Annotated in this window: 15 protein-coding genes; 9 read left to right on the top strand and 6 right to left on the bottom strand. The window is 71.3% G+C overall.

Annotation, left to right across the window (positions count from 1 at the left end):
• Window positions 1–19: 19 nt before the first annotated feature.
• Window positions 20–1078 carry an outer membrane protein assembly factor BamB family protein gene (locus G4D85_RS01795; RefSeq protein WP_338052851.1) on the top strand — a complete coding sequence of 353 codons (1059 nt, stop codon included), beginning with the start codon at window positions 20–22 and terminating at the stop codon, window positions 1076–1078.
• Between the two features lie 7 nt (window positions 1079–1085).
• On the opposite strand, the gene G4D85_RS01800 is transcribed toward G4D85_RS01795, so the two are convergent.
• Together G4D85_RS01800 and G4D85_RS01805 are read right to left on the bottom strand one after the other, a co-directional pair.
• The gene (locus tag G4D85_RS01800) at window positions 1086–1949 is read right to left on the bottom strand and encodes a helix-turn-helix domain-containing protein (RefSeq protein WP_164007277.1); all 864 of its coding nucleotides are present in this window, start codon (window positions 1947–1949) and stop codon (window positions 1086–1088) included.
• A gap of 280 nt (window positions 1950–2229) precedes the next feature.
• Window positions 2230–4542 (bottom strand): ATP-dependent helicase, encoded by a 2313-nt coding sequence (locus G4D85_RS01805; RefSeq protein WP_164007279.1) that lies wholly within the window; start codon window positions 4540–4542, stop codon window positions 2230–2232.
• A 122-nt stretch (window positions 4543–4664) separates the two neighbouring features.
• Here G4D85_RS01805 and G4D85_RS01810 point away from each other — a divergent pair, with 122 nt between their 5' ends.
• The 4 genes from G4D85_RS01810 (at window position 4665) to G4D85_RS01825 (ending at window position 7657) form a co-directional block, all read left to right on the top strand.
• On the top strand, window positions 4665–5150 hold the full coding sequence (locus G4D85_RS01810) for a PaaI family thioesterase (RefSeq protein ID WP_164007281.1): 486 nt from the start codon (window positions 4665–4667) through the stop codon (window positions 5148–5150).
• Between the two features lie 143 nt (window positions 5151–5293).
• Window positions 5294–5941 (top strand): RNA polymerase sigma factor, encoded by a 648-nt coding sequence (locus G4D85_RS01815; RefSeq protein ID WP_240359019.1) that lies wholly within the window; start codon window positions 5294–5296, stop codon window positions 5939–5941.
• Window positions 5934–6476 carry a zf-HC2 domain-containing protein gene (locus G4D85_RS01820; RefSeq protein WP_164007285.1) on the top strand — a complete coding sequence of 181 codons (543 nt, stop codon included), beginning with the start codon at window positions 5934–5936 and terminating at the stop codon, window positions 6474–6476. The genes G4D85_RS01815 and G4D85_RS01820 overlap by 8 nt, the downstream gene beginning before the upstream one ends.
• A gap of 11 nt (window positions 6477–6487) precedes the next feature.
• Window positions 6488–7657 (top strand): AraC family transcriptional regulator, encoded by a 1170-nt coding sequence (locus G4D85_RS01825; RefSeq protein WP_164007287.1) that lies wholly within the window; start codon window positions 6488–6490, stop codon window positions 7655–7657.
• 67 nt (window positions 7658–7724) lie between these two features.
• On the opposite strand, the gene G4D85_RS01830 is transcribed toward G4D85_RS01825, so the two are convergent.
• Window positions 7725–8906: a hypothetical protein gene (locus tag G4D85_RS01830; protein WP_164007288.1), complete on the bottom strand. Its 1182-nt coding sequence runs from the start codon at window positions 8904–8906 to the stop codon at window positions 7725–7727.
• Window positions 8907–8952: 46 nt separating this feature from the next.
• A complete protein-coding gene (locus G4D85_RS01835; RefSeq protein WP_164007290.1) occupies window positions 8953–9621 on the bottom strand; it encodes an RNA polymerase sigma factor in 669 nt (222 codons plus the stop codon).
• Window positions 9622–10036: 415 nt separating this feature from the next.
• Between G4D85_RS01835 and G4D85_RS01840 the strand changes: the two genes are divergently transcribed.
• From G4D85_RS01840 to G4D85_RS01855, 4 genes are all read left to right on the top strand, one after another.
• Window positions 10037–10744 carry a metallophosphoesterase family protein gene (locus tag G4D85_RS01840; protein WP_164007292.1) on the top strand — a complete coding sequence of 236 codons (708 nt, stop codon included), beginning with the start codon at window positions 10037–10039 and terminating at the stop codon, window positions 10742–10744.
• Window positions 10745–10968: 224 nt separating this feature from the next.
• Entirely contained in the window at window positions 10969–12747 is a 1779-nt protein-coding gene (locus G4D85_RS01845) for a vWA domain-containing protein (RefSeq protein WP_164007293.1), read from the top strand.
• 36 nt (window positions 12748–12783) lie between these two features.
• Complete coding sequence (locus G4D85_RS01850) at window positions 12784–13779, top strand: hypothetical protein (protein ID WP_164007296.1); 996 nt, start codon at window positions 12784–12786, stop codon at window positions 13777–13779.
• 20 nt (window positions 13780–13799) lie between these two features.
• The gene (locus G4D85_RS01855; RefSeq protein ID WP_164007298.1) at window positions 13800–14171 is read left to right on the top strand and encodes an MPN domain-containing protein; all 372 of its coding nucleotides are present in this window, start codon (window positions 13800–13802) and stop codon (window positions 14169–14171) included.
• A gap of 6 nt (window positions 14172–14177) precedes the next feature.
• Here the strand turns inward: G4D85_RS01855 and G4D85_RS01860 are convergent, their stop codons facing one another.
• On the bottom strand, window positions 14178–14687 hold the full coding sequence (locus tag G4D85_RS01860; RefSeq protein WP_164007300.1) for a DUF2267 domain-containing protein: 510 nt from the start codon (window positions 14685–14687) through the stop codon (window positions 14178–14180).
• Window positions 14688–14795: 108 nt separating this feature from the next.
• A complete protein-coding gene (locus G4D85_RS01865) occupies window positions 14796–17138 on the bottom strand; it encodes a GMC family oxidoreductase N-terminal domain-containing protein (protein WP_164007302.1) in 2343 nt (780 codons plus the stop codon).
• Between the last annotated feature and the right edge of the window lie 180 nt (window positions 17139–17318).

The following is a 17318-nucleotide window of genomic DNA, read 5'->3' on the forward strand; positions in this document are numbered from 1 at the left end:
CGCCTGTCCATGGACGCCCTTGTTGCCCGCCCTGGCGCTGACTGTGGTGGCGGCCGCGGGGTGCCGGGAGCCCGCGGAGACGGCCTTCCGTTATTCCACCGACGCCTCGTCCCGCGCCGGGCTGGTGGCCCTGGCGGATGGCGTCGTCACGGGCAACGAGGCCGGCGCCGTGGTGCGGCTGGACCGGGACGGACGGCTGGTATGGCGCGTTGCGCTGGGCCGCGAGGTGGCCACCCGGCCCGCGCTGGCCGGGGACAGCGTCATCGCGGGCACGGTGGCGGGGGACCTGGTACGGCTGGCGCTCGCGGACGGGGCGGAGCGCTGGCGCATCACGGGAGAGCCGCCCGTCCTCTCACCCGCCGTGGTGGATGAGGAGGGGACCTCGGTGTACCTCGTGGCCCCGGACGGCGCCGTGCGGGCGCACGCGGTGGACACGGGCAAGGTGCGGTGGCGGCACCCCGCTCCCAAGGCCCAGGAGCCCGCGCCGGCCACCCCACGAGGGCTGCCCGCCCCTGCCCTCTCCGAGGGACTGCTGGTGGCGTGGCTCGGGAGCGCGGGGCTGGTGGCCCTCTCCACGGCGGATGGGACGCAGGCGTGGGCCCGGGACGTGCGGGACGTGGTGGGTCTGGAGGTGTGGCGGGGCGCCGTCTACGCGAGCACCCTCCAGGGGCGTCTTGTCGCACTGCGTGTGAAGGACGGAAGCCCCCTGTGGGAGCAGTCCCTGGCCGACAACCTCACCAGTCCTCCCTCGGTGGCGCTGGGGACGCTGTGGGTAGGGGCCGGGCCGGCCTTGCTGGTGGGGCTGAAGCTGGCGGACGGGAAGGAGGTGGCGCGCGTCACCCTTCCCGACCCGCTCAGCTCCCGGGTGACGTCGATTCGCGGGGAGTTGCTGCTGGTCCCCACCAGCGGACGCGAGGGCCGGCTCGTCGCGCTGAAGTCCGGGGGCTGGGAGCGCGCATTTTCCCTCCGCACGGACACGCCTCTGCGCACCCCGCCCGTGGTGATGGGGGACCAATTGTTCGTGCAGGGGCTGGACGGACGGGTGCTGTCGTGGCGGCTGCGGCCTCCCGAGCCTTGAGCCGGGGCTACCCGCGGTCCTCGGCGCCCCGGCGGTACCGTGCCGGAGTGAAGCCCGTGGCCCTGCGGAACGCCGTGGTGAAGCGACTCTGCGAGCTGAAGCCACACGCGAGCGCGATATCCGCGAGCGGCAGCTCCGTGTCTCGAATCAGCCCCTCCGCCTTCTCCACGCGGAGCCGCTCCACGTAGGCCCTCGGCGTCTCTCCCGTGGAGGACTTGAAGGCTCGCGCGAAGTGGTACGGGCTGAGCTGCGCACGCGCCGCCAGGTCGGCCAGATGGAGCGGGCCCTCCAGGTGCGCGATGGCGAAGAGGTGGACGCGTCGAAGCGCCGCGGGGGAGAGGCCGCCACGCGCGCGGTTCGGCCGGGGGCGACTGGAGGCCGGCACGCTCGCGAGAGAACGAAGCCGTGTGGCATGGGCCTCCTGGATGGCTCGCGTCTGGGCGAGGAAGCGCGCGACCACCGCCAGCTCGCCCGTGCGCCAGGAAGCAAAGAGCCGGAGTCCCTCGTCCCGGAGCGGGCCCCACAGGCTCTCAATCCATTCACGAGCGTGCGGGGTGAGCTCCACCCGGGCTTCCTGTCCGGAGTCCGAGGTGGGGAGCACGCGGACGTACCCCGCCAGCTCCAGCCGCTCGACCACCGCCGCGTTCTCACGCCTGCCCAGCCCCAGGGCAGAGACCAGCTCCGAGGCCGTGGCGGGCCCGTACTGCAGCCGGTCCAGGTACTGAAGCTCCACATGCCCCAGCGCGAGCACCGCCCCGGCGGCATCGTTCACGGCCTCCGCGGCGCTCTGGAACAGGGGAACCTCCCGTCCGAGCTCCATCAGCACCGCGTCACGCCTTGCATTGCCACGCCGGGAGGGAGCCTGGGCCATGCGGGATGTCCTCACCTGGGTCTCAGCACCACGGGCCCGACTCTGCCACGGCCCGCGGGGCCCCGCAGCCCGGCTGTCAGGCCCGCCTACGCCACCGCGTCCCTCACCGTGCGCCCGGCCGAAGAGGCCCTACACGCCCAGGACTTCGCTGGTTCGAATCCAGCCCCCTCCGCTTCGTGGAGGGGTAGCCAGGTGGTCGAAGGCACCAGACTGTAATCTGGCAGGTCTCCAACCATGGCTTCTCCACTCGGGCGCACTCCGCTTCCCCCACCGGGGTGACTCACCCCGGCATCAGGAAGCGGGCGATGACGCGCTTGAGGCCCACGCTTCCGCCGAACTCCACCGTCACCTTCGCGTTGGGCCCGCTGCCGTCCGCGGAGACGATGCGGCCGACGCCGAACTGCTCGTGGCGCACGCGCATGCCGCGCACGTCCCCGCCCACGCCGTCCATGTCCGACGACGCCTGCGAGTACGAGCGGTCGATGCGCGGCCCGTCATCCTCGTCCCACGTGCGCTTGCGCGGGGCCACCGCGACGGCCCGGGACGGCGCCGGCACCTCCTGCTCGCTGATGCCGAACAGCGCCGGGGGCACGTCCTGCAGGAAGCGGCTGGGCGGGTTGTAGCGCAGCTCGCCGAACAGCGAGCGGCACTGCGCCAGGCTCACGAAGAGCCGCTTGCGCGCGCGCGTGAAGCCCACGTAGCAGAGGCGCCGCTCCTCGGCCATGTCCTCGCTGGAGTCCGGGTCCTCGCCCTTGAGCGAGCGCGCGTGCGGGAAGACTCCGTCCTCCAGGCCCGTCATGAACACCGCGTCGAACTCCAGGCCCTTCGCCGCGTGCAGCGTCATCAGCGCCACCCGGCCATCGCCCACCTCCGCGTCCGCCTCGCCCACCAGGGAAATCTGCTCCAGGAAGGCCTGCAGGGGCGGCGTGTCCGCCGACAGCGGCGCCGCGTCCACCTCCGGAGGCACCTCGGCGGGCGCGTTCTGCGCCGCCTGCACCGCCGCTGCCGCCCGGTTCAGGTCGAACTCCTGCGCCGCGCCCAGGAACTCCTTGAGGTTCTCCGCGCGCGTCTGGGACTCGTCGCTGCCCTCGGCCTGCAGCGTCTCCACCAGCTTCGTCTCTTCCAGCATCTGGTGGACGGCGCCCGCCGCGTCCTTCGCGTCCTGCGCGAAGGCGGTCAACGAGGCCAGCAGCGCGCGGAAGCCCTTCAGCCGCTTCACCGCCGTGGAGTTGAGCGCGGGGATGCCCTCCGGCTCGGCCAGGGCTTCGTACAGACTCACCCCGCGCGAGTTGGCATGGTCCGTCACCCGCTCCACCGTGGTGTCACCGATGCCACGCGCCGGTGTGTTGATGATGCGCAGCAGGTCCGCGTCCGAGCGCGGGTTCACCATCAGCCGCAGGTACGCCGAGGCGTCGCGCACCTCCGCCCGGTCATAGAAGCTGCGTCCGCTCACCAGCGTGTACGGCACCCGCGCCAGCCGCAGCGCCTCTTCCAGCACGCGGCTCTGTGCGTTCACCCGGTAGAACACCGCCATGCTGGAGAACTTGATGAAGCCCTCCCGCTGGAGCGCCAGAATCTGCCGCGCCACCTCCTGCGCTTCGGAGCGCTCGTCCCGGTTGAGCAGGAGGTTGAGCGTCTGGCCCTTCTGGCGGTCCGACCAGAGCTTCTTGGGCATGCGCCGCGTGTTGCGGCTGATGACCTCGTGCGCCGCCGAGAGGATGTTCTGGTCCGAGCGGTAGTTCTGCTCCAGCTTCACCACCTTCGCGCCAGCGTACTGCTGCGGGAACTCGAGGATGTTGTCCACGTTGGCGCCGCGCCAGCGGTAGATGGACTGGTCGTCGTCGCCCACCACCACCAGGTTCGACGACGGGGGCGGCGCCAGCTGCATCAGCAGCTCGTACTGCACCGGGTTGGTGTCCTGGAACTCGTCCACCAGCACGTGGTGGAAGCGGCGACGGTAGTTGGCCAGCACGTCCGGCTTCGTGCGGAACAGCGTCACCAGCAGGAGCAGCAGGTCGCCGAAGTCCACCGCGTTCGCCGTGCGCAGCCGCGCCTGGTAGGCCGCGTACACCTTGCGGATGATGAGGCCGCGCTCGTCGCCCGGCTCCACCTGCATCTGCTCCGGCAGGCGGGCCGCGTTCTTCTCCTGGTCGATGCGGTGCAGGATTTCACGCGGCTGCATGGGCACCTCGATGCCCGCGTCGCGCATGGCCCGCTTCACCACGTTGAGCTGGTCCCCGTCGTCGTAGATGACGAACGAGCGCGTGAGCCCCACGTGCTCCGCCTCGCGCCGCAGAATCAGGGCCGCCGACGAGTGGAACGTGCTCACCACCAGGTCGTTCGCCTGGGCACCGAGCAGCTGGGTGAGACGCTCGCGCATCTCCCGGGCCGCCTTGTTCGTGAAGGTGACGGCGAGGATTCGCCACGGGAAGACGCCGCGGACCTTCACCAGGTGCGCCACCCGGCGGGTGATGACGCGCGTCTTGCCGCTGCCGGCGCCCGACAGGACGAGCAGGGGGCCGTCGCCGTGCAGCACGGCCTCGCGCTGGGGCGGGTTCAGGTCTTCGAGAAGGACGGATTCGTGGAGGCTCACAGGGGACTCGAAAAGGAACCCCTGCTTCTAACGTCTTTCACCGTCCGGTGGGCGTCCTTCCACCACCTGCCCGGTTGCCCGGTCCCCACCCTCGCGGGCCTCATATATAAGGATACGAGCCCATGTCCGACTCCCCGTCCGACCCGTCATCAAAGCCCTCGCAGGCCGACCTGGACCGCTACGCGGCGCTCTTCAACCAGAGCATCAACCTCCGCCACTTCGGCGCCCACCTCGCCTTCCCTGAGGGCCGCAAGACGGTCATCACCCTCCCGGAGCTCCGCCCTGAGCACCGCGGAGGGCTGGGCAGTGCCGCCGCCGTCAACGGAGGCATCCTCGCCGCCATGTTCGACCTGGCCATCGGCTGCTGCGGTGCCCTGGCGGACCCCTCCCGCCGCTGCGCCACCGTCCAGCTCTCCATGAGCTTCGAGCGCGCCGTCACCGGGGAGAACATGCGGGTAGAGGCGGAGGTGGACACCAAGACGGTCTCCCTCCTCTTCGTCTCCGCCCGGGCCCTCGACGGGCAGGGCCGCGTGTGCGCCCGCGCCCAGGGTGTCGTGAAGCTCTCCACCCTCCCCTGGCCCTCCGGCGAGAGCCCCGCAGTCACCTGAGCCCTGGCTCCGCCAACCGACCTTTGGCTACTCCTCCCCACATCTTCGCGGCACCCGCCGATATGTCCGCCACGGACACACGTTACCCGGGCACCGGGGAGCCGACGGGCCCCGGAGACGCCACAGAGCGACGGGAAGACGGCATGAGTGCAGCCGTGCAGGGCCTGCGGATGACGCTTCGGATGCCAAGGGAAGCCGAGGAACCAGTGGAAGAGGTGCCGGCGCGCGAGGGGGAAGAAGACGCCCTGTCGCGCCGGGCGCTGGTCGGCGACCGGGCGGCCTGGGACGCGTTGGTGGCACGCCACCACCGCCGGGTCGTGGTATCGCTGCTCGCCCGGGGCGTCCGGGTGGACCGGGCGCATGAGCTGGCCCAGGAGACCTGGGCGCGGCTCATCCAACAACAGCAGCGCGGGCTGCTGACGGAGCTGCGCCTGCCCAACCTCGCCCTCACCCAGGCGGCCTTCCTGGCCGCGGACGATGCCCGCCGCTCCCGGCGGGAGTCCATCTCCGGGGCGGTGGAGGAGCTACCGGAGCGGCAGCACCCGGTGGACCCGTCGGTGTCCGCGGAGCGGCGCCTCCTCTCGGAGGAGCAGCTGTCCCGCGCCCATGCCGCGCTGGCGCAGGTGTCGCCCGGCGCGCGCAACGTCTTCCTCCTGGCCTGTGACGGCCAGGAGCTACCCCATGCCGAAGTCGCCGCCCGGGTCGGACTGTCCGTCCAGCGCGTGCGACAGATCCTGTGCGAGGTCCGCAAGAAGCTGCGCACCGCGCTCGAGGAGGAGACCCATGCTTAAGCCCCATCTGACCCGCGACTCCGCGGAGCAATACATCCTGGGGGCGCTGTCACCCGAAGCGTCGGCCGCGCTGGAAGCGCACACGCTGGAGTGCGAGCCCTGCGCCCTGCTGCTTCAGGAAGAAGCCGTCCTGTCCGAGCAGCTCCACGAGGTGGCGCATGCCTTCCCTCCGGAGGACCGCGTCATCCGCCCCGCCCGCTGGCACGTGCGGCGCGTGGCGGCGGGCGCGGTCGGCGCGGCGCTGGCGGCGGCGGCCTCGCTGGCCCTCGTCCTGCTGCCCGGCGGCCGCGGCCACCATCCCACCCGCATCGACGGCGGCCTGGCCAGGCCGTCGCTGGAGCTGGAGGTGGGAGTGCCGCACGCCATCATCGTGGCCTGTCCGGACCTGGCCACCGAGGACTCCTGCACGCAGGAAGCCGCGGAGCGTGGGCTGCTGGTCCAGAACCCCTGGGGCACGGGTGAAGTGCCGCGTTACGAGGCCCGCACCGGCCTCCCCGAGGGCGCGGTGAGCGCGCGCGGCCCCGTGTCGCTGTGAGGACCCACGTCATGGACTTCCGGAAGAAACTCGCCACCCTGCTGCTCGCGCTGGCCGCCACCGCGGCCGGAGCGCAGCCCTCGGGTGGCGCCCAGAAGCTGCCGGTAGGCTGGTACGTGACGGAGAGCGCCCCCAAGCGCTACGAGGCGGCCGTGGACACCACCGCCACGTGCGAGGGCACCCGCAGCGCCTCGCTCCGCTCGCTGACGTCGGACGAGAACGGCTACGGCACCTTCATGCAGGCCTTCGGCGCGCAGGACTTCCGCGGCAAGCGGCTGCGCTTCTCCGCCGCCGTGCGCGCCAAGGACGTGGACGGCTGGGCGGGCCTGTGGATGCGCGTGGAGGGGCCGGACCCCAAGCAGCCGCTCGCCTTCGACAACATGCAGTCGCGCGCGCTGGTGGGCTCCAGGGGCTGCAAGCGCTACGACGTGGTGCTGGACGTGCCGAAGGAGGCCACCACCATCATGGCCGGCCTCATCATGAGCGGCACCGGCCAGGCCTGGCTGGACGGCGTGCGCTTCGAGGTGGTGGACACCTCGGTGCCGGTGACGGACCTGCTCGCCTCGCGCCCCGTGGTGGCGTCCGGCGGACCCGCCGGCCTGGAGGAGTCCTTCCCGGTCGCCTCGAACGACCAGCTTCCCCTGGGCCGCGTGGGCGACATCTGGTTCAACCATGGCCGCGTCGCCACGGACAAGCCGTATACCAAGCGCGGCGACGGCGTCTGGGTGAGCATCCTCTCCGAGGAAGTCTATGAGCACGGCATCGCCGTGACGGGCACCTTCGGTCAGCGCCAGCTGGACCTGAAGGTGAAGGCCGGTGGACCGAAGACGCTCGTCGACGGCACCTGGGGCGGAGAGCCGGTCAACATCCTCATCTCGACGGAGAAGGTCGTCATGCGCTGGGGCCGCCTCACGCGTGAGCTGCCGCGGGACAAGGGCGCGCGGGTGGACGGCACGTGCAACCGCTACCAGGTGAATGACGGGCCGCGCGTGACGGACCAGCTCGACGTGTGCGGCGCGGCGCTCGGCACCCGGCCTCCGGCGGCCCAGCTCGTCGTGGCCCTGCTGGCCAACGGCTTCCGCCCCACCCTGCCGCCGCAGACCTTCCCCATTCCGCAGCCGCCCGTGCGCAGCCGCCAGGCGCTCGACACGGAGCGCGGGTCGGGCATGGTCTCCCCCTGAGCGTGGGCGCCTCGTGAGCGCGGGGGCCCGTGAACAGCGGGCCCCGTCGCATCCGGGGTGCGTCCCTTCAGAAGGAGAAGTCGCGCTCCAGCGTCTCGCTGCCCGCCTGCACCGACAGGTGGGCCGAGCGCGCGCCCGTGGAGGACGCCGTCGTCAAATCGAACGCGAGCCCCTCGGGGCCCTGCGTGGGCTTGAGTGAGGGACGGCCGGGACTGAGGAACACCGCCGCCGTCACCGTCCGCCCCGACAGGGGCTGCACCAGCAGCCGGACGTGCTGGCGCTCACGGACCAGCACCACGCGGAAGTCGCGCCGCTCGTCCAGCACCTCGCGCTGCTCCGGGTGGCGGGCCGCGGAGGGACGCTGCGCCACCGGGGCGCGGGAGCTGCGCGCGGCGCGACCCACCGAGCCCTCCTCCATGTCCAGCGCCTCTTCCACCGCGTCCTCGCCCTCGCCCAATGCCAGCACGGCCTGGGCGCACTCGCCACAGCGGGCCGTGTGCGCGTCCACGCGCGAGCGCTCGTCCTCGGTCATCAGCCCCATGTCGAAACGCCAGAGGTCGTCCGCACTGAGGTGACGACGCGGGGGCGCATCCACCGGCGCCGCATCCGCCATGTCCGCGCGGCAGTCCACACAGACCTGGAGGTGGGAGGTCAGCGTCTGGGGCCTGCCCGTCCAGGTGGCCACCAGGTCATCGCAGTCGACCCGGGCGGAGAACCACCAGGCCGTGTCCTGCTCGGCGGGCTCGAGGAGGTCGCGCTCCTGCCGGCGCTGCGGATTGAGGGGAATGAACCAGCGAGCTCTCGGGCGGAGTGACGAATCCAATGTCCCGAGCGCGGTGAGAAAGCGCTCTCGAAGCTGCGCGGCCTCGCCGTCGAGGGCACCATGAAGGCCCTCCCAGGCGGCAAGTGCGCGGGCGGCGGAGGCGGCCCTGTCGCGGGCGGCAAGTCCCTCCATCGCCGAGGCCCTCCACATCTCGGCCTCGTCCCCCCCATCCAATGCAACTTCGACAGCTTCTTCCGCGGCCCTGAGCAGCACCGGCTGCAGCGACTGGGGCTTCTGTGCTTTCAGCCAGGCCTCCACTTGCGGTCGACCCAGGCCCCGGAGGGCGTCATCCACACCTTCAGTCCCCACCCGGGAGGAGCGCCGCAAGAAGTCTCCCGCGGCCTCGAGCACTTCACCGGGAGATGACTTCGCCGAAGACAGCTGGGAGCGGCGGGCGGAATAGCGGGACAGAGCGTCGACCTTCATGGATTCAATCCTCCTGGGTACCCGGGGTTGTGGCCGGGAAGGAGGCTCACGCTTCCTCCCCTTGCGACTCGCGCTGGAGATCCAACAGGTAGAGCTTCAGGTAGGCCTGAGCGCGACTGACGCGCTTGTAGGAGTTGACCACGCTGATGTTCAGACGGCGGGCACATTCTTCGTGATCCTCGACGTCCTCGTGGTGGTACAGCTCCCATGCGGAGGCCTCCTTCGGGTGCTCCTGCTGGAGTCTGGCAAACGCCGCCCAGTACAGCTCCTGGGCCTCGGCGCGCTCCTCGCGGCGCTTTCCTGCTTCGACAGCCTGGACCACCTGGGAAGGTGACTCCTCCATGGCGTCATCGGGGTCCGACGAAGGCGCCGCGAGCTCTTCGCGGTGCCTCCGGTAGAAGTCGATGGCCACGTGCTTGACGATGCGCAGGAAGAACGTCTTGGGAGACGCGCTGCGTCCGGGCATCTGCTCTGAGACGCCCCTGAACTGGTCCAGACCGCGGTCGATGAACTTCCCCACCGCGTCCTGGAAGAGCTCGTCCGCGTCCGCTGGGGAACCGCGGCCGTAGCTCGCCTGGATCTTGCTGATGACATAGCGCGCGGGGCGGCCCCACCGGTCCACCAACGAACCGAGGTGGGCCTTGAAGGGCTCGCCAGCGGCGCGGCGGCGGACCACCTCCGCGAACAATTCGTCATCCGTGAGCTGCTCGTACACCGGAAGGACCTGGGGGCTGTGCCGGGAGACCCCTCCCGGGAGATGGGATTACTGGGATGTGGCGCGGCAAGGTACCACGTTGGCATCCGCAGGCAGCCTCCGAGACGAGCACCTGTTACTTCCAGGAGCCCGACGCGGGCGGCGCCGATTTCCTGACAAAAACCTTCGAAAGGGCCTCTAAGGAGGGGAAGGCGGGCGGACGGCCGGAAAATCCCCCCGTCAGGAACGCCGGAAAAGCGGCGTCCCTGGCCGCATTGCTTTCGAGCGCCCGGCCGAAGCGGCCCTACAAGCCAGTGGTTCAACTCCACGCACCTACCGTCTGGTAGATGAACGTCGGCGGTCCGACACTGACCTCTCAAGTCAGCATCACCGGCTTCTTCACTCGGGCGCTCATTCTCTTTCGAGGTCCTGCGTCATGTCCGCCCGCACCATCGTCATCGGAGACCTCCACGGCTGCCTCGACGAGGCCCTGGAGCTGCTCGACAAGGTCGGCGCCACCTCCAGCGACCGCGTCATCTTCGCGGGGGACCTGGTGGACCGCGGCCCGAAGCGGCGCGAGTGCGTGGAGCTGGCGATGCGGCACGAGGCCATCCTCGGCAACCACGAAGAGAAGCACCTCCAGCAGCGCCGCCGGACGGACGACCGCCTGCTCCCCGACCACCTTGAGACGCGCCGCGTCCTGGACCCGGAGCACTACGACTGGATGGCGGGCCTGCCCCACTTCATCCGGTTGCCGGAGCACAACGCCATCGTCGTGCATGCCGGCATGGTGCCCGGGAAGCCGGTCGAGGAGCAGGACGCCTACCACCTGCTCCACGTGCAGTGCATCCAGCCGCCCTCTCCCAAGAGTTATTGGCCCTCCAAGGCTCCGGAAGGGTGGACGTTCTGGACGCACCACTGGAAGGGTCCGGAGCGGGTCATCTTCGGCCACACCGTCTTCGACAGGCCGCTCGTCACCGAGCACGCGGTGGGTATCGACACCGGCTGCGTGTATGGCCGCTCATTGACGGCGGTGGTGCTCCCCACCTGGGAGCTCGTCTCGGTGCCAGCCCGGAATACCTACCGGGGCGGCAAAGAGGTGGCGAAGATTCCGGTGCATGGCGACGTCTGCGTCTACTCCTGAGCACGTGCCGTCCGTAGCAGCCGGGGCCTTCCGCCCTCCCAGCACTGACAGCTTTCGCGCCCGTCCGACGGGGTCCAACACGCAAAGAGGTGCGGGTTCGAATCCCGCCGGGGCCGCCTATGGCCCCGTAGCTCAATGGTAGAGCGCTGGACCCTTAATCCAGAGGACAACCGGCCTCGTCACTCGGGCGCACCTTCTTCCCATGTCCCGAGAGGGGGACACCCATGACGACCCAGACGCAGAACACGAACCTGTTGCCGGAGGCGCAGCGCGGCCCGGCCGAGCGCCTGCTGGACCTGGTGCTCGGGGGCTCGGCGCACCTGTGGCACAACCGGCCCGGCATCGACCTGAACGGCACCTGGTACGCGGCGGCGCATGCCACCCCGGCCCAGAAGTCGCTCGGGCGTCCGGTGAAGCCCGGCCTCTTCGTGCCGGCGGCGGTGCGGCTCTACCGGCAGCTGCTGGACATCTACAAGCTCAACGCGGAGCTGATGGCGCACTTCGCGTCGTACGCGCTGACGCAGACGGACTGGCGTGACCTGAAGGTGGCCACGTGCGCGCTCATGCTGGTGCAGGAGCACGCGGGCCAGCCCGTGCGCGACGACCACGGCCAGGTGGCGTTCCACGACGACGACTGGCGGGCCATCGGCGAGGCGATGGTGCTCCACTACGAGCGCAAGTCCACGCGCATGCTCGCGCCCAAGGCCGTGCTGCGGGTGGCGGAGCTGCTCGAGCAGCCGGAGATTGCACGCCTGAACCGCGAGGCGGGCTTCGGTGACCCCGCGTCCCGCAAGGCGCCGCTGGGCCGCTGGAAGCGCGTGGCGTCCAAGTGGCTGGCGGCGCGTGAGGCGAACCTGCCGATGCTCCAGGGTCTGGTGAAGGCCGGGTACAAGGAGACGTTGAAGAAGCTGGCGCGCAAGGCGGGGTACAAGCCGAGCACGCAGGGCTTCTTCGAGGTGCTCGGCTGGAAGCAGAAGCAGTCCGAGGCAGGCCACCGCACGGTGGGCCTGAGCGGCCTGACGCTGGTCAAGCGGGAGCGCTTCGACGGCCTGTCGGAGGCGGAGATCTGCGAGTGGGTCGAGCTGGAGCGCCTCTCCTACAAGGAGGTGGTGGGCCGGCTGCCGAAGGACGTGGGTCTGACGCCGGCCATCATGGCGGCCCTGCTCCCGTCCCTGTCGGACCGTGACTTGCGGCTGATGACGCCGACGCTGGAGGAGCTGGGCTTGCTGGCGGAGCCCTCGGTGCGTGCGCGCTGGGACAAGGCCGTGGCTGCGTCCACGGACCAGCGGGCGCTGAACATCGCGAAGAACGTCCGCAGCGAGGTGCTGCGTCAGAAGCTGGAGGAGGCGAGCGACAACGCGGCACGCAACGCGGTGGCGGAGGCGACGGCCGAGACTGACGTGAGGGTGATGTTCCTCATCGACAAGTCGGGCTCCATGGAGGGGGCCATCGAGAACTCGAAGGAGGCGCTCGCGCGCATCCTCGCGGGCTTCCCGGTGGACAAGCTGCACATCGCGGCGTTCGACACGATGGGCACGGTGCTGAAGCCGAAGGCGGCCAACCGCACCGCGGTGCAGCACATGCTGGCGGGGCTGAAGGCGTCGGGCGGCACGACGCACGCGGCCGCGGTGCAGGCGCTGCACCGTGACGGCGTGAAGGTGCCGGAGGGGGCGAAGCTGGTGGTCATCGTGGTGGGAGACGAGGCGGGCGAGGCGGGTGACCAGTTCGCCCGGGCGTTCCGCGACTTCGGCTACACCGTGGCGGCCATGGCGTTGCTGGTGTCGGTGGCGGGTGCGCGCGGCAACACGGTGCGCACGTGCGCGGGGCAGCTGAAGGTGCCGTTCAGCGAGGTGAACGTGGACCAGTTCGCGGACCCGTACCAGGTGCCGCGGGTGCTGAAGGCGCTGCTGGATGCGCCGGCGGCACAGGGCGTCTCCAACACCACCACGCAGTCCGGGTGGGTGGAGCGGGTGATGCGCACGCCGCTGCTGAAGGTGGCGTGAGGTAACGGCAGCAGCAGTGGGAAAGGAGGAGGCGGCGTGGACTACCGGAAGTTCCTCGGGAAGGTGGAGTCGGCGGTGCTGCCGTATTTCGGCGGTGGCACCGTGGACGCCCCCTCGCGCCGCCTCCGTGTCGCCACCCCGGTCCGCCCGGGGTGGTGGCGCTTCGAGGTGCAGGGGCGGGTCGCCACGGCGCGCGAGCTGGCCGGGCCGGAGGGCCTGGAGGCGCTGCCGCGCGTGCGGGGGCATGTCTGGGGCAACCGGCTGGTGCGCGAGGGCGCGGTGGCCGAGCCCCTGGAGTTGATGCCGGAGGAGGAGCCGCCCCGGCTGGCGCTGGTGAGCGCCCGGCGGTGGCATGACGGCTCGCTGGTGTTCGACGGGCTGGAGTTCGAGGGCGAGGCGGAGGACGCGGCGCGCCGCGCGCTGGAGGAGGGCCAGTCCCTCTCTGGGGCGAAGGGCGTGAGCGCGGCCCTGCGGGCGGCGTTCGGCTACGCGCTGCTGGAGGCGGCGTCGCGGGCGCTGGCCATCCGCTTCGCGCCGGCGGAGGTGCGGGCGCGGGTGCTGGCGGTGGCGGAGGGTGGCCGCGCGAAGGCGGAGGAGTGCCTGCGGCACCTGGTGGCCGAGCGGGAGGCGCACCTGCGCGCCCGGGCGGTGCGCGAGGCGCGGAACCACGCGGAGCGGGCGGCGGCGGAGGCGCGGGCGCACACTGCGCAGGTGGTGGCCGAGGCGATGGCGCGGCCGCAGCCCGGGCGGCGGGGCTCGCGGGAGGACCCGGTGGAGCGCGCGGAGCGGGCGCTGCAGAGCGCGGGCGCGCGGCTGCGCGACGTGCGGCGGCTGGGCGGCAACCGGCTGGAGGTGACGTACGCGTTCATGGACGAGCGCTTCATCTCCATCGTGGACGCGGACTCGCTCCAGGTGGTGGACGCGGGGGTGTGCCTCGCGGGCGCGGACAGCGAGGTGACGCTGGAGAGCCTGCCGTCGGTCATTCGCGAGGCCATCGACACGGGCGTGCTGGTGATTACGCGGCACGCGTAACGGAGAAGGAGGAGGAAGCCATGACGACGCGAGAGGTGTGCCTGCTCATCGGCCGGGATGGCGCCGTGCTGTGGAGCGACGAGTCCGACAACCCCTTCCTCCTCCCCGACTCGCGCGAGCGGTGGGAGGCCATCTGGCAGTTGCGGGCGGAGCTGGCGGAGGTGGCGCACAGCCACCCCGAGGGCCCGCTCGGCTTCTCCGCCGAGGACGAGAGCACCATGTCCGCGCTCACCTCCGCGCTCGGGCGTCCGCTGCGGTTCTCCGTGGTGGCGCCCGGGGGCATGGTGGCGCGCGTGGACGGACGTGATGTCCTCGTGTCCGAGGAGCCCTGGTGGGCGGAGCCGCTGCGGCGCGTGTCCGGCATGCGCCACGCGCCCATGGCCCTCGCCTGACGGGCGTCAGATGGCCCGGCCCCAGAGGTCCCGCAGGTCCTCCGGGAGCTGGGACATCACGTCCTCCGCCTCGCCCTCGGAAATCTGGTGGCGGATGGCGTCCAGCACCGCGCGGACCACGGGCTCCACCGCGTCCGGGTTGAGCGACAGGTCCTCGCCCACGCGCCGCAGCAGGTGCTCCCGGCCGAACTTGGGTGGCAGCTCCTCCTCGTGCTTCTCGCAGCGGTGCAGCAGGTCCGTGAGCTTGCGAGGGAGCTGGGCCTCCATGTCCAGGGCCTCATCGCTGAGGATGCGCTGCTCCACCGCGCACAGCACCGAGACGGCTGCCTGCTGCGCCACGGCGGGTGACATGCCCCCTCGCTCGCACAGGTGGTCGAGGAACACCTTGTACGTCTGGCTCGCGCGCGACTCGTGCCGCAGCTTGCGCCGGACCTCGATGGGGACGTCGCGGCGGCCGGCTGGACGCTCGTCCTCCGGGGGGGCGCCCTTGCCCTGTTGCTCACGGTCATCGGCCATGGGGGTTCTTCCTCCAGGAGTGTCCTGTCTGGGCATCACGGTGCCCACGGCCTCCCGGAGGGGCACGCCCCGGACGGACCACACGCCGCCCGGCTGCCTCCTCGCCCGCTACGCCGCCTTGCGCACGTACGTGTCGAAGAGCGTCCCGAAGAAGAAACGCCCGAAGCGGGCGAGCGCCGCCAGTCGCTGCGCGGAGTCCCTCGCGTACAGCACCCGCAGGGTGGACAGCTGCACGGTGAAGTCCTTCGCGTTCAGCCGCAGGTAGCCCCGGTACACGCACGGCCCGGACTCGTCCTCGCCCCGGTGCACGGACACGAGCAGCCGCGTGGTGTCCAACCAGAGGTCCAGGCCCGCGTCGTCATGGACGTCCTTGTAGCCGTCGATGAAGAAGCGCTCGCCCGACTCGGAGACCACCGGGAGCTGGTAGCGCATCCGCCGGCCCCCCGGGCGAGCCTGGTCGCGCGTCATCAGGTGCAGCACGCCCCCCTCCACCGTCAGCGGTCGGGAGGACAGCACCGGCGCCAGGACGCAGCCGGAAATGCTCAGCCGGTGCAGCGGGTCCGCGAACACCGCGTCCAGGTCGCTCGCCTCCACCGTGAGGATGAAGCGGAAGGGCGAGGTGTCGCGACGCGCCGGGTCTCCCGCGCGCGCGAAGTCCTCGTCCACCGCGCCGGAGATGTAGCCGTACATCGTCTCGGTGAACTGGACGGACAGCGGCCGCGCCGGCAGCGGGGCCGGCGCCTCCGGCACGGGCGAGTAGTCCACGTCCCAGCCATGACGTCGCGCCATCAGGGCGACACAGCGCTCCGCCACCGCGGAGATGGTGAGCAGGGGGTTGGTGCCCAGCGGCCTCGGAATCACCGAGCCGTCGCTGATGTAGAGCCCCTCGTGGACGTCGGTGCCTTCCCCGCCCGCGAAGACGCGGCCCTCGTGGTCCACCACGCCCTCCTCCGCGCGCTCCGCCATGGCACAGCCACCCAGCGGGTGGGTGCACAGCAGCTCGTGGCCGGTGAGCTTGCTCCACAGCGGGTTGCGCACGAAGGTGCCGCCCAGCGCCTCCGTTGCGCGGCGCAGCCGCTCGTTCACCCGGGTGAAGACCGGCTGCAGGCCCGCTTCCGGCCAGTGCACGCGCACCCGGTCTCCCGCCATCCGCAGCTCGCCCACGCCGTCGTCGTGCGCCATGACGAGGAAGGTCTGCGTGTTGCGCATGGCGCCGAAGTACGGCCCGCGCAGGGCGCTCTCCGCCATGCGCCCCATTTCCTCCATGCGGTCCTTGAAGCCGCGGTCCGTGTCCTCTCCGGACACGGCCGAGGCCGCCGCGAGCAGCACCATCACCGGCCGGGCCAGGGCCCCGGGAATGGCGCCGTTCTCGATGACCATGCCGTCCTCCTGATGCGGCGTGGCCCGGTCATCGATGATGCCGCTGATGGTGGGGCCCACCGGCTCGAGCGTGCCGTGCGACTGGGCCCCGTGCCCCACCCCGTTGATGGTGACGTCCGTGTTGTAGCCGAAGGCCATCACATCGCCGTTGTTGCTGAAGCGCCGGCCGAGCTGCTCCGACAGCGACAGCCCCAGCGCCTTCGAGCGCAGCAATATCTCCGCCGTGCCCACCGTGCCCGCCGCGAGGATGACGCGGTCCGCGGTCACCCACAGGTCCGGCGCGTCGAAGCGCTCGCGGCCGGCGTTCATCGGCCGGTAGTAGATGCGCCAGCGCCCGCCGTCGCGCGCCAGGTAGCGCACGCCCACCTCGGTGAAGAGCTTCGCCCCGTGCCGGTGCGCGTCCGGCAGGTAGTTCATCAACACCGAGTTCTTCGCGCCGACGTTGCAGCCTGTCATGCAGTCGCCGCACAGCGTGCACCCGCCCTGGCGCACTCCCGCCGCGTTGACGCCAGGCTCGAAGGTGACGGCCAGCGGCGGTCGGCGGAAGGTGCCTCCCAGCTTCTTCGCGGCGTGCTCCAGCGCCTTCAGCGTGGCCAGCGGCGGCGCGGACTCGGGGTACGGCAGGGGGCGCAGCATGTGCTCCGCCCAGGCGAAGCCGTCCTCCAGCAACCCGTCCACGTCGTCCCGCAGCGCCTGGGGCCAGCGTGCGTCCAGGAAGACGCGCGGGTCCGGCCGCAGGGCCACGCTGGCGTTGATGAGGGACGTGCCCCCCAGGCCGCAGCCGTTGACGACCGAGACATCCCCGCCCCGGTGCACCTCGAACAGGCCGGTGGGGTTGCCCACGTCCAGGCCGCTCTCGGGGTCGAAGTGCACCTGCAATTCCCCGAAGAACTCGGACTCGGTGCGCGGGTAGTCGCCGGGCAGCAGCTCGCGGCCCCGCTCCAGCACGCACACCTGCTGGCCCGCGCGCGCCAGCCGGCTGGCGCTGATGGCGCCCCCATACCCCGAACCCACCACCACGACGGTGTAGTGGGACTCCAGCTCGCTCCAAGGTGACGACAGCCTGCGCATCGACGCTCCCAACTGGATTCTCCCGCCCTGCTCCGCCCCACACGCCGCACTGGTGCTACAGCCAGTGTGGCTGCCCGTGGAAGGGCGACCAGGGAGACAGACGCCCGAGCCGCCGTTCCTTGGCGCTGGGGAACCCTCTCCCCGCCCTCGGACATAGAAGGGCTTCTGGCAGCGGTCAAA

The organism is Pyxidicoccus trucidator (assembly GCF_010894435.1).
GTDB classification, from domain to species: domain Bacteria; phylum Myxococcota; class Myxococcia; order Myxococcales; family Myxococcaceae; genus Myxococcus; species Myxococcus trucidator.

Bases quoted from the DNA above. Each gene is read 5' to 3' on its own strand.
- G4D85_RS01815 (WP_240359019.1), top strand. From the start codon at position 5,294: ATGAGTGCAGCCGTGCAGGGCCTGCGGATGACGCTTCGGATGCCAAGG.
- G4D85_RS01855 (WP_164007298.1), top strand. From the start codon at position 13,800: ATGACGACGCGAGAGGTGTGCCTGCTCATCGGCCGGGATGGCGCCGTG.
- G4D85_RS01840 (WP_164007292.1), top strand. From the start codon at position 10,037: ATGTCCGCCCGCACCATCGTCATCGGAGACCTCCACGGCTGCCTCGAC.
- G4D85_RS01820 (WP_164007285.1), top strand. From the start codon at position 5,934: ATGCTTAAGCCCCATCTGACCCGCGACTCCGCGGAGCAATACATCCTG.
- G4D85_RS01830 (WP_164007288.1), bottom strand. From the start codon at position 8,906: ATGAAGGTCGACGCTCTGTCCCGCTATTCCGCCCGCCGCTCCCAGCTG.
- G4D85_RS01865 (WP_164007302.1), bottom strand. From the start codon at position 17,138: ATGCGCAGGCTGTCGTCACCTTGGAGCGAGCTGGAGTCCCACTACACC.
- G4D85_RS01860 (WP_164007300.1), bottom strand. From the start codon at position 14,687: ATGGCCGATGACCGTGAGCAACAGGGCAAGGGCGCCCCCCCGGAGGAC.
- G4D85_RS01825 (WP_164007287.1), top strand. From the start codon at position 6,488: ATGGACTTCCGGAAGAAACTCGCCACCCTGCTGCTCGCGCTGGCCGCC.
- G4D85_RS01845 (WP_164007293.1), top strand. From the start codon at position 10,969: ATGACGACCCAGACGCAGAACACGAACCTGTTGCCGGAGGCGCAGCGC.
- G4D85_RS01810 (WP_164007281.1), top strand. From the start codon at position 4,665: ATGTCCGACTCCCCGTCCGACCCGTCATCAAAGCCCTCGCAGGCCGAC.
- G4D85_RS01800 (WP_164007277.1), bottom strand. From the start codon at position 1,949: ATGGCCCAGGCTCCCTCCCGGCGTGGCAATGCAAGGCGTGACGCGGTG.